Origin of the sequence: Bacillus massilinigeriensis (genome assembly GCF_900117315.1) — a bacterium.
GTDB classification, from domain to species: domain Bacteria; phylum Bacillota; class Bacilli; order Bacillales; family Cytobacillaceae; genus Bacillus_BE; species Bacillus_BE massilionigeriensis.
Window position 1 is genome coordinate 3,614,422 of record NZ_LT630337.1, and the last position, 12,467, is coordinate 3,626,888.

Consider the following 12,467-nt stretch of genomic DNA (forward strand, 5'->3'; position numbering starts at 1 on the left):
CCCTTAAACCGCTTCATTCCCCCACTTATTCTCCTCCTGAACAAATAAGATCCCTAGTTCATGATGATCTCCTTCATACAATGCTCGTTGAACCAAACGAATTTCACCGCTAGTGTCTAGAATCTCTAATTTACAATGCGCACGATTCTTTTGCAGCGCTTCGTAAAAGATCTTTTCATCATACACGGTAGTACCATTCACCTTGCTGATAATTTCTCCAACCTGCAAGGCCATATTTTCTGCAGGAGAACCAGGAATGATGCCGAGGATCATAAGCCCATGATTTCTTTTTGAAAAATAAAATGGAAGGCTTTCCTCATACATTCTTTGCCGATAAGAGAGCAACTCTCTACCAATGATGGCTAATGCCGCAACAGCTATGGAAATCAGAGGAATCCGATAGCTTGCAATAGAAACGAGAGCTAGCAAGCTTCCAAATACAATGACCCGTTTCCCGTGAAGGCGAATCGCCTCTTTGGGCAGCATTCCTTGTATGTGCTGGAAAAAACCAATCGCAAATGGAACGAGGAATAAGGAATAGGATTCTCCTCCAATTGAAAATACCGGCCACCATCCGAATGGAAGTGATATTGCATCACCTGGAATTAACAAAAAGACAGGAACCATCCATAGGCGTTTTACCTCATGTACCCCAACGATTAAGCCACGTTTACTCTTTATAAGTTTAGGAGATGTCCCTTTCACTCCATTAATTAAAATAAGAATTCCTTCCCCAATAATAAGTAGAGTTAATAGAACCGCTATAGCAGGAAATATCCCCTCATCTAAACTAGAGAATTCATCTTTAAAGAAAGGAATAGGCAAATCCTTTCCTGCTAGAAAAATAAGAGCAAAAAATGCGAACCCCACGGTATAAATCGGAGAAATCAACCGTGCCTTTGTAGTAAGACCCCATATAAAGGTAAAGCCCGCTGTTATAATGATAAATGCCACAGGCACAACGAGTCCTGCCCCAATAATCACCAAAGAAAGGATGAGACCGATAAGGATTCCTAGTGGTAGAAGCTGCCTCAATTCAAAATAAGCATTTTCCACCCGTATATGAAAATTTTTCCTCTCCCGCTTAACACGAGAAACTCCAAAAAAAGCAGCTAATAAAAAGAGAAAATAGAAAATTGGATGAAGAAACAACATCCCAAGTCCTTTTAATAGTTCTAATAACCATTCCTGAACCAATCTTGCCACCAACCTCTACTCATGTTCTACACATGATTCCAAATTCTAATCTATTACTCTTTATTTTACCAAAACACACTGGCAAAGCCTATTGCTAGTTTTTTGAAATCGAGAGAATCTATCTACTTTCTTATTTTATTTTCATAATTTCATTGGACCAGTTAATAGCCTGGTGATAGTACTGAAGGAATTTGATTTCATCAATTTCTAATTCCTTGCACTTATTCGTTACACTCTCCCAATCTCCATTTTCGATATCCATACATAAATCTAGAGCATCCTTCATAGGATTAGGAGCGCCTTTCAAAGCATCACTTATATGGTCTTGAAGAGGTAACTCGCTTAAGACCTTATCTAACGGAAGGCCCAGTATGATATCAATTAAAGAAAACATTCCTGTCATGAAATAGGAGGAGGCTTCTGCCCTTTTATTTATTTGAAAAGCATAATACTCACTCATTTTGGCTCTTGTTAGGCTTAGGCTTATTAATTCATTCGATAAATCATTTTTCCCTTTTGTTTGTTCTCTAAAAGCCAGAACATAAATCCATTTTTTTATCTCTAAAAGTCCTAGAAGGACAATGGCCTGCCGGATCGAATTAATTTTATGTTTCGGACGATAGGCAGGAGAATTCACTAATTTTAAAAGCTTATAAGAAAACGATAAATCCTGTTCAATCGTTCCTGTAATAATATCAATATTTGGCTCGTCTTGGGATAATTGATTAAGAACCTCAAAATAGGAATGAAAATAACTAGGAATATCATGGGTAGATACCATAATAGGCTTTGAGAAGAAATAGCCTTGGAAAAAATCGTAGCCTCTATCTTTCGCCGCTAGGAATTCATCCTCCGTTTCTATTTTTTCTGCAAGTAATTTAACATTTGATATCTTAGCTATTGCCTCAATTTTTCGTCTCATTTTTTCCGTGCTTTGTCTAAAGTCAACCTTAATAATATCAGCATATCGCATTAATTGATAAGAATGGGTATTGCTCTCATTCAAAATAAAATCATCAAGGGCTATCCTGTATCCTAGTTCCTTGAGTTCCTTACATATATTAACAGTCTCCTGATTAAGATCAACAGTCTCCAAAATTTCTACGACAATTTCACGTGGCCTGAAGTAGGTAGGAAGTTTTAACTGAAGTAATTTTTCAGTAAAATTAATAAAACAGGGCCTACTATTAGAAAGTTTATCAATACCTATATTTAAATAACTATTTATGATGACTTCTGCTGTAGCTTCATCACCATCTATTCCAGGAAATATGTTCTTTTCATTATTTCTATATAGCAGCTCATATGCAAAAAGTTCCTGATTTTTTGTGAATATAGGCTGTCTCGCAATAAAAACCTCCATCAATACAACCTCCAATTAAATCTAGGTCGGTAATGTTAACACATCCAATTCTTAAAATGCATTAATTGGTTACCTAAAAACTATTGACCCAAACAATAGTTTTCTAAAAAATAAACAGTTCAATTTCAATTATATCATGCGGAATTTCCTATTATCAGGAATATATAACAATTTCGTTACGATAAGTACACACTCTTTCTATGTTTACCTTACCGCATTTCCTTCTAGAAATTTCCCTATTCTTCCTATCTATGAAATAGATTATTCATACTTTAGTCATAAATTTAAGTTATGTTAATAAAGTAATTTTTTCCAAAGTAATTGATTAACTTTTTACATAAGATGGAGGCAAACTCATGTTTAATAAACTTTCTATCAAAAGGAAACTAGCATTTGGTTTTATTGCTATTATTATTATTTTTGTTACGGTATCATTCCTGACCTTCAGGAATACAGGAAAGCTGATTATGGCAAATAATGAGGATAAAACCTCTTGGGAGATTATTTCAACTGCAAATAGTTTAGAAGATTTGCAAATGAGCATCGGAATGAAAATACAGCAATCCACGGAAGAATCTGCGATTGATACGATAAATACTTTAAAACAGGATTTCATTGAAGACATTCAAACTCTAAAGGACAATGCAGGAGACAATTCGAAGCAACAGGATTTAATTAAAACAGTTGAAGAAGCTGGGAACGAAACGTTTCATACGATTGATCAGGTAATCGAAGAAAAGCAATCAGGATCAAACGAAATCCTACTTCAAAAAATTAGTGAAGCCACAAGGCCACCTATGGATGAGGAAAATCAATCGACAAATTCTAATGCTGACGAAATTAGAGACAGCCTTGATAGCATTGTTCAAATAGAACAGGCAGAAATTAAAGACCGCGACTCTCAGACAAAGGTCATTCAAAGAACGAATCTGATTGAACAAATTGGTGGAACCGTCATTGGGGCTCTTCTTTCAATCGTCATTTTTCTATTGATGAGTCGCTCTGTGGTAGGCAATATCCGGAAAACCTCTACCATGCTTAAGGATATCGCTGATGGTGAAGGGGATTTAACGAAAAGACTGGTTGTTAAGAGCACGGATGAAATTGGAGAAATGTCCGAGTACTTTAATCACTTCCTTGAAAAAATTGGACAATTAATTGGTGAAGTTATCGAAAATGCCAACACTTTAAATCAAGCAACTCAAGAGGTTCTCGCCTCTATTGAGGAATCCAATACTCAAATGTTAGAAGTGGCAGCATCGGTTGAAACAGTCAATGACAATATTCAAAATAGTGCTAGTGTATCAGAAGAGGCGCTTGCAAGTATCCAAGAAATTTCCGGACAGGCTCAAATGATCTTTTCAGAAGCCCAAAATGCCAACGATAATGGAGAAAAGGTTCTTAAGGCTGCCAAAGTAGGAGAGAATTCAGTAAATGATGCTGTTCTAGCAATTAATACTGTTAAGGATTCATCCTCTGAAGTCATGGACGTCATAGGAGAATTAAAAAGGGCATCCAATGAAATTGGAAAAATCGTTTCCCTCATCACCCAAATTACCGAACAAACTAGCCTGCTTTCATTAAACGCATCAATAGAGGCTGCTCGAGCAGGAGATGCTGGAAAAGGCTTTGCAGTTGTCGCAAACGAGGTGAAAAAACTTTCAGAGGAAAGCAAAAAATCTGCGAACCAAATTACGAGTATAGTTGATGAAATCCAAACAAAAATGCAAGCCACCGACAAAATTATTTCAAAAGAACAAAACTATATTATTTCAAGCTCTGACCAAGTATTTCAAACATCAAAGGAATTCCAATCTATCTTAACGCATATTCAAGGAATCTCGCATAAAATCAAATCAATGAACGACGCTGCACAACAACAGTCGAACATTACAAGGGATATGACCACAGCGGTTCTCACCTTATCAGAGGGATTGCAGGAGAACGCAGCAACCTCCTCCCAAATTAGTGAGGCCGTTCATAATCAGGCAGACATTTATAAGGAAATCGAAACAAATATGGAAAATATCAAATCGATTTCGGATCGGTTGAAGGGACAGACTGAGCGGTTTAAGATATAGATGGGAATGGGAATGGGAATGGGAATGGGAATGCGGAAGGTTAAGCTGTTGACTGATGTATTTCAGGTGCAGCTGGGGGTTGAACGAAACATATACTCTTGAGATTTAGATTCTTAGTTCTCGTATTTTGAAGCTGTGCGATATTTTGCACAGCTTTTTTGGTTGAAAATACTTTTTTGGGGTAGATTTTGTACTGATTATGGAACAAGAAGGTAAAATTTGATGGTCTATTGGGCGATTGTGGATCTTTTTTTTGACCGGATTTTAGGTTATCCGCGATTTTTTTGTTTTTTACGCGATTTTTTGAATATATCCGCGATTATTCTGTTTTATCCGCGTTTTTTTCAATATATCCGCGGTAAGGCCAGCTTTTTCCGCGATGGCCCAAATTTGATCTTTTTCCATCACAAAATAATAGCCAAATAAGTATAAACCCACACCCCATCACACTCATGCCCACCCACCAAAAAAAAAGACCAATCACTAAGATTGGCCTACCCTACTCTACCCTCTTCTATAATCCCTCATTCCTCCTCCACAAACAACAAACATTGTCGTGAGAAGCTACCTTTATACCCGATTACCCGGTTGATCATGTTAATTTATTCTCGCCTCGTACGTGAGAACATTCAAATCCCCTACCAAACAAATCTGGACCCGACTTGTCATTTATTTTTTACAAAATCTACTGCCCACCCATTACTATTCCCTAGTAAGATACCGTAGAGCCGTCTGCAATTGAAGATCATTGCTTTCCTTTTTCATTGCCTCAATGGCGGCTAGTTCAAGGGCTGATGCTGTGGTTACATCTATTTTTCCTGTTAAAGGAAGCTTGTGTTTTTGTTGAAAGGCTTTCACTGCAATTTCTGTTTGCTCACTGAAATAGCCATCCATCCTCCCTGGCGCAAGCCCCAATCCATCTAAAATTTGTTGGGCATTTTTCACCTGCTCATTATTCATATCCTTCTCCAACGGTTTTTCCGCATTGATTGGATGGGTGTGATAAATATCTGGCTGCTCAACCTCTATATCTGGCTTGATTCCTTTATTATGAATCCAATTTCCATTTGGGGTTAGCCATTTATAGATGGTCAGTTTAATATTACTTCCATCTCCCATTGGCACGGCCTGCTGGACGGTTCCTTTGCCAAAGGTCGTTTCCCCAATTAGCTTATAATCCTCCGCTTCCTGCAATGCCCCTGCCAAAATTTCAGCTGCAGAGGCACTCTCTTTATCAACAAGAACAGCCACTGGATAATCCTTATCCGAGTTCAAACTGGAAAAATAACGTTTCTTCTTTCCATCCCGCTTTTCAATTTGAACGTAAGGATGCTCCTTCGATACAAATTCCTTCAATATTTCCTCCACACTGGAAAGGAGTCCGCCGGGATTTCCTCGGACGTCGATTAATAGGCCCTCCATCCCCTTTTGCTCCAATGCTTGTAGCTCTTTAAAAAATTCTTCTGCTGTACTTTCAGAGAAGGTTGTAAGCTCCATATAACCAATCTTTTTCCCATCCTGCTCCTTCATATCTGAATGGACCGTGATTTGTGGAATCTCGTCTCTTATGATTTCGAGCTTGACCGGCTCATTTAAACCTTTGCGGGCAATTTCAAGCTTGACCTTTGTCCCTTTTTTTCCTTTAATTTTTTGAGTTGCCTCAAAAAGCTCTAGTCCCTCCACACTTTCCCCATTGATTTTTAAAATTTGATCGTTCGGTTTAATGCCAGCCTTATCTGCTGGTGAATCCTTAAATGGCGAAACAATCATAATTTTCCCATCCACCTTGCTGATTTCTGCGCCAATTCCTTCAAATGTAGATTCTAACGTATCACTAAATTGTCTACTTGTTTCCTTATCCATATAAACTGAATAGGGGTCCTTCAATTGGTTAAGCATTCCCTGGATGGCACCCTCAATTAAGGTTTTCTCTCCAACCTCTTGTACATAATTATTTAAAATTAAATTATAGGCCCTTTCTACCTTGTCTAGATTATCATCCCCATCGTATTCTTGGTTGGATTTCGACTCTACCTTGGATATTTGTGAAGATTCCTCTTTTTTATCCTTCCATTCCAAAATGGTATATGTGCCCCCAGCCCCTGTTAATAAGGAGCCGATAACGAGTAGAACGATCCATTTATGCTTCATAACCTTCCTCCATTTCATGATGGATTCCTGCCTATTTCAAACTTATATCAGTCGACCTCACCTCAGGATGGGAGCCCGAACTGTTGGGCTTTACGAATTCAATTAAATATATGTACACGACGGACAAGTTATGAAAAAAACTCTGTTATCTGGGGGAGATTTGTTGGTTTTGTGTCTTAAAAGTTTGATGGAAGATAATCATTGGGTAGCATCGTGTATGAACTATCAATCTATCATTGGATTTTTCTTCATAAGGAATTTTTATCCGCGAAAATTTGGAATTTATCCGCGATTTTTTTAATATATCCGCGAAAAATTCTATATATCCGCGATTTTTGAAAAATATCCGCGATTATTCGATTTTATCCGCGATACCACTTTTCACCCTACCAAAGCCCCATTTTCGAATTCTTCTCTCAAAAAAAAATCGTCCGCCAACTAAATAGCGAACGACTTTTGTTATATAAATGAAATTGTCTTAAAAATTGCAGGGTACCTAGCATCACTTTTCTTGGAAATTTCGTTATCATCAATAAGATAGTTGCTGGTTTTTAAAACGGTACAACACTTCTTGGATCGATTGCATTGGATTTAGACTGTGTCCAAGGGCCACGATGTAATTCAAAATGTAAATGTTGGCCAGTTGAATCTCCTGTGCTTCCCATAGTACCGATTCGTTGACCTTTTTTCACTACTTGTCCTGAGCTTACTGCTCTTGAACCAGATCTCATATGTGCATAAACAGTTGTGTAAACCTGTCCATCAATATTATGTGAAATAAAGACTACCTCTCCATAACTGCTGGAACGATAGGATTGGATGACAACCCCGTCTGCTGCTGCAACGATTGGATTTGTACCACCTTGGGCAATGTCAATACCTGCATGGTAGCTACCCCATCTCATTCCTAGACCTGAAGTAATCATACCTGCTACTGGTCTTGTGAAGGTTCCAGATGAAACTGGAGGTGCAGAGCCAGTATTACCGTTATTGTTGTAGCTTGAAGATTGACGTTGTCTCTCTAGCTCTAACGCCTTTTGAAGAGCTGATTGCTGTGCTGCAAGGATCCGCTCTTCCTCTTCTAGAGAAAGCATTTCTGCATGTGCTTCTTCCTCTTTTTCCTTCAATGCAGACATTAATTGATCCTTCTCGGCCTTTTTCGCGTCTAAGCTGCTCTTCATTTGTTGTAATTCTGCATGTTTTTTCTCTAAATCAGCTAATTTATCTTCCACTTGTTTTTGCTTTTTCTCTAAAAGCTCTTTATCTGCCTTTTGCTCACGAAGTATGTCCTGGTCTGCTTCAACAATAGTTGCGACTGCACTGACACGGTCGATAAAATCGCTAAAGCTTTGGGCACCCATTAGAACGTCTAGATAACTAACTGTTCCACCATTTTCCTGGAAGGAACGAGCGCGCTCTTTTAATAATTCATTTCGTTTATTAATACGCTTGGTTAGTTCAGCAATCTCTTTTTCTAGCTTTTTAATCTCTGTCTTTGTATCTTGGATTTGCTCTTTCTTTTCTACAATTTTATTTTGTGTATCCTGAATCGTGATGTTTATTTGAGTAAGTTCCTCTTTCACATCATTTTGTTGACCTTGTAGTTTTTCAATTTCATTGTTTTTATTCCCAATTTTAGAATTGAGGTCAGAACGTTTATTTTTGATCGTATTTATTTCATCCGATTTAGATGCATATGCCTTTTCTACGTTAGGAACACCAGCTGCAAGGGTACCTAAGGTTAATGAGGCGATTACTGATAGTGTTAATATTGATTTCTTCATCGATTTCTCCTTTCCTATCTACTATGTAGGGTAAATCGTCAGTTTTCTCTACTAACCTATTAAAATATTTTGAGGAGCCTGTCCAACTTTTATCGATAGATAGATTTGTTGACAGGCGTCCATTTTTTCTTTTACTAAAACCGTTTAAACCTTCAAAAACTTTCTAACGGACATTAAGCTTCCCCAAATTCCAATTATTCCACCCATTAATAAGAGGAGGAAAGAAACTTGATAGACAAATGGGCTGAATTCTAATATTTGAATGAAGTTCCCTTCCAGCCTTGGCTGAAGGTAACCATAGGCATAGTAATAGGCTGTGCTGACAAGAGCAATTGGAATCACTGCTCCTAATAATCCTAGCCAAAGACCTTCTAAGAAGAATGGCCAGCGGATAAAGGCATTGGTTGCACCTACTAACCTCATAATCTCAATTTCATTTCTACGTGCAATGATCGTAATTTTGATTGTATTCGAGATTAAGAACATCGCTGTGAAAAGTAGTCCAATGATTAGAACTAGGCCAACATTACGGCTAACCTTGATGCTTTTGAAAAGCTTCTCCACTTTCCCTTGACCGTATTTCACTTTGGCAGCATAGTCCATTTTTTCAATTTTCTTAGCTACTTTCATGGTATCTGTAGGGTTTTTCGTCTTTACGATAAATACATCGTTTAGTGGGTTATCCTGCTCAAATAGCTTGTAGGCATCCCCTTCTTCTCCCATACTGTCAATCAGATGCTGTAGCTCTTCTGCTTTAGAAGAGAACGTCACACCTTTTACTTGCGAAATATTCTCGATTTGATTTTTGAGCAATTCCTGCTGTTCTTTATTGGCAGTGAGATCGATGTGAACGCGGATTTCCACGTCCTCCTCAATTGTCGTAGCAACTTTATTTAGATTCATCATAATGACGAAAAATACACCAACTAAAATTAAAGTTACCGTTACGGCACTTACTGACGCAAAGGTCATCCAACCATTTCTGCTTAAGCTTTTGGCACTTTCTCTAAAATGACGACGAAGAGTTCTAGCTTTCATATCCGTAATCACCTCTTACTTCGTCACGGGCAATTCTTCCACTTTCAATCGCAATGACCCGATGCTTAATTGTGTTCACAATTTCTCTGTTGTGTGTTGCCATAACTACGGTTGTGCCTCTCGTGTTGATTTCTTCAAAAATATTCATGATTTCCCATGAGGTTTCAGGGTCCAGGTTCCCTGTTGGCTCGTCTGCAATAACTACTTTTGGAGAGTTAACGATGGAACGGGCAATGGACACCCTTTGTTGCTCTCCACCTGAAAGCTCAGTTGGAAGCATTCTTGCTTTATGCTTCAAACCAACTAGATCCAAAGTTTCCATGACACGTCTTTTGATAGTCTTCGGCTGCTCCTCAATAACCTCAAGGGCAAAAGCGACATTTTCAAACACAGTTAATGTTGGTAACAGTTTAAAATCCTGGAATACGACTCCAATATTACGTCTTAATAATGGAACCCGATTATTTCTTAATTTTCCAAGATTGACACCGTTAATCATGATGGTACCTTTTGTTGGCCTTTCTTCTCTATACATCATTTTGATAAAGGTAGATTTACCAGCCCCACTTGGGCCAACTACATATACGAATTCACCTTGCTTAATCCGAACATCAATACCGTTTGCTGCAATTACACCGTTCGGATATTTTTTATATACGTCTTGCATTTCTATCATTAACATCACCTAAGTTTAGTTTGAATTTTATCTGAGTAAATGAAATGTTGTTTAGTCGTAACCTGTCTAAAACATGTTGCAATATCCGAGGCAAAAGACGATTTATTTAGGTTCAAAATAAGCGGTCTAGTATGAATCATTACGTTAAATAACCATTTTCAAAGAACGACAAAAAGAATAGGAATCTTCGACAAATTCCCTAATGTCCTAACAAAATATTGTTCACTTCAGCACATTAACCATTATAACATCATATATCGGCAAATTGGTCGGTTAAAATATTACATTTTCTTTTCAAGAAACCAATATATCCGACATTTTCCTCTTTTTTAATTAAAATACGATAAAAAACGCCAATATCCTCCTTTCTAGTCCAAATGTTCTACAACAAATTTAGTTATTTAGGGGGATTTTTTTAGTAAAGAAAAGATGGGAACAAAAAAAGAAGGATGTTGAAGACATCTCCTGTAGGTAAAAGATGTCTTCATTCATCCTTCCATTTATTATTTGATTCATTCTATTTCTACTATAATTCCGCTCATTACATTTGAAAGGTTATGCTACTCTCTTATTTTTTTGCAGCTAACCAATCAGCAACAGTTGTTGCATCTGCGCCTGTTAATTGTCCAGCAGGCATTGCATTTTGTCCATCTACAATGATTTTTTCAATTTCATCTTTTGAAAGCTTCGCGCCCACTTTTGTTAAGTCAGGACCTACGCCACCTGTTAAATCTGCAGCGTGGCAACTAGAACATTTCTGACTAAATAATTTCTCTGCATCTCCACCGCTAGCTGTTTCTGTTGTTGTACCAGAATCACTAGATCCTGTGTCTTTGCTCTCTCCAGCATCATCCCCGCCGCCACAAGCAGCAAGTACTAGAGAGGTTCCCATTAGTAAAGCTAGTAGCTTCTTCTTCACATAAACTCCCCCTCAAGATAATTAGCGTATTTCAAGAATATTATACCAATTCTAGCCCCTTTTGAAACCCTCGCCAAGCACCTCAGCCGCATCCATGACAATAACAAACGCAGTCGGATCAATGGTTTCGACAAGATGTTTCAATTTTGTGAATTCTGTTTGATCCACCACTGCCATTAGAACAGGCCGCTCAGATTCAGTATAACCTCCGTATGCAGATAGTTTTGTCACACCACGGTTTATTTTATTCAATATCCCTTCTCGAACCTCATCCTGCTTGTTGGTGATAATCATCGCCATCTTCGAACGATTGAACCCCACCTGCACTAAGTCAATGGTTTTACTTGTGACAAAGAGCCCAATTAACGCATATAACCCGCTCTCAATATTAAAAACCGTCGCTGCCGTAAGCACAATCAGCCCATCGATAATCATGACGCATGTGCCTAAAGTAAGTCCTGTATATTTATTAATAATTTGTGCCGCTAAATCCGTTCCACCGGTTGAAGCGTTCCCCCGAAAGACCAAACCGAGCCCCATCCCGACACCCATTCCTCCAAATAATGCACCCAATAACGGATCATGTGTCCACGGTTCAATATCATTTGTTAAAAAGACAATAAAAGGAAGAAACACGGTTCCCAATAAAGTCTTTATTCCATAATGCTTTCCTAAGAAAATTACTCCTGCAATAAACAACGGAATATTAAATGCCCACTGAACAAATGCCGGTTCCCACCCAAATACCTCATGCGTAATCGTACTAATCCCACTGACCCCACCTGAAGCCACACGGTTCGGCAGCAAAAACACATTAAATGACAAACCAACAATCGCCGACCCAATCAAGATATATATATATTCAAAAAGTCTCTCTAATTTTGGATGATATGTACGCTGCTTTCGTCTCATTGTTGCTCACTACTCCTTTAGTTACATGATTGCCGACAGTGAGTATAACATGTGGTCGAGAAATAAGTAAATGCCAGCCGTTTGCCGTGTTAAAGCGGGAGAGGGGTGGGACGGGACAGGTTCCGCGGGACATGGGGACAGGTTCATTGTCCCGCTCGTCTGTTCGGAACGGAGGGGCCAAGGGGCGGGTTAACTGTCCCGCTCTCTGTTCGCCGCTCGTTTGGTGGATGTGTTGGGGAATAGGAATTTAATTTAGTTTTAGTTTCAGTGGAGGGGTCTATAATTATTCTTTTGCTATTTGGGGATTTATAAAAATAATTGATTTAGAGGGAGTAGTTAAATGGGA

General features: G+C 38.4%; 9 protein-coding genes. 1 reads left to right on the forward strand and 8 read right to left on the reverse strand.

What is annotated here, in order from left to right:
- Nucleotides 1-3 precede the first annotated feature (3 nt).
- Together BQ6100_RS18035 and BQ6100_RS18040 are read right to left on the reverse strand one after the other, a co-directional pair.
- Nucleotides 4-1,197: a PDZ domain-containing protein gene (locus BQ6100_RS18035; protein ID WP_075982928.1), complete on the reverse strand. Its 1,194-nt coding sequence runs from the start codon at nucleotides 1,195-1,197 to the stop codon at nucleotides 4-6.
- A gap of 130 nt (nucleotides 1,198-1,327) precedes the next feature.
- Nucleotides 1,328-2,560: an EAL and HDOD domain-containing protein gene (locus BQ6100_RS18040; protein ID WP_075982929.1), complete on the reverse strand. Its 1,233-nt coding sequence runs from the start codon at nucleotides 2,558-2,560 to the stop codon at nucleotides 1,328-1,330.
- A 992-nt stretch (nucleotides 2,561-3,552) separates the two neighbouring features.
- Between BQ6100_RS18040 and BQ6100_RS22130 the strand changes: the two genes are divergently transcribed.
- On the forward strand, nucleotides 3,553-4,641 hold the full coding sequence (locus BQ6100_RS22130; RefSeq protein ID WP_452082092.1) for a methyl-accepting chemotaxis protein: 1,089 nt from the start codon (nucleotides 3,553-3,555) through the stop codon (nucleotides 4,639-4,641).
- A gap of 702 nt (nucleotides 4,642-5,343) precedes the next feature.
- Here BQ6100_RS22130 and BQ6100_RS18050 read toward each other — a convergent pair.
- From BQ6100_RS18050 to BQ6100_RS18075, 6 genes are all read right to left on the reverse strand, one after another.
- Nucleotides 5,344-6,792: a S41 family peptidase gene (locus BQ6100_RS18050; protein ID WP_075982931.1), complete on the reverse strand. Its 1,449-nt coding sequence runs from the start codon at nucleotides 6,790-6,792 to the stop codon at nucleotides 5,344-5,346.
- A 551-nt stretch (nucleotides 6,793-7,343) separates the two neighbouring features.
- Nucleotides 7,344-8,576, reverse strand: coding sequence for a murein hydrolase activator EnvC family protein (locus tag BQ6100_RS18055; RefSeq protein ID WP_075982932.1), 1,233 nt, complete (start codon nucleotides 8,574-8,576; stop codon nucleotides 7,344-7,346).
- A gap of 144 nt (nucleotides 8,577-8,720) precedes the next feature.
- On the reverse strand, nucleotides 8,721-9,614 hold the full coding sequence (gene ftsX / locus BQ6100_RS18060; RefSeq protein ID WP_075982933.1) for a permease-like cell division protein FtsX: 894 nt from the start codon (nucleotides 9,612-9,614) through the stop codon (nucleotides 8,721-8,723).
- On the reverse strand, nucleotides 9,604-10,290 hold the full coding sequence (gene ftsE / locus BQ6100_RS18065; protein ID WP_075982934.1) for a cell division ATP-binding protein FtsE: 687 nt from the start codon (nucleotides 10,288-10,290) through the stop codon (nucleotides 9,604-9,606). The genes ftsX and ftsE overlap by 11 nt, the downstream gene beginning before the upstream one ends.
- A 568-nt stretch (nucleotides 10,291-10,858) precedes the next feature.
- The gene (gene cccB / locus BQ6100_RS18070) at nucleotides 10,859-11,209 is read right to left on the reverse strand and encodes a cytochrome c551 (RefSeq protein ID WP_075982935.1); all 351 of its coding nucleotides are present in this window, start codon (nucleotides 11,207-11,209) and stop codon (nucleotides 10,859-10,861) included.
- Between the two features lie 51 nt (nucleotides 11,210-11,260).
- Nucleotides 11,261-12,121 carry a YitT family protein gene (locus tag BQ6100_RS18075; RefSeq protein ID WP_075982936.1) on the reverse strand — a complete coding sequence of 287 codons (861 nt, stop codon included), beginning with the start codon at nucleotides 12,119-12,121 and terminating at the stop codon, nucleotides 11,261-11,263.
- Between the last annotated feature and the right edge of the window lie 346 nt (nucleotides 12,122-12,467).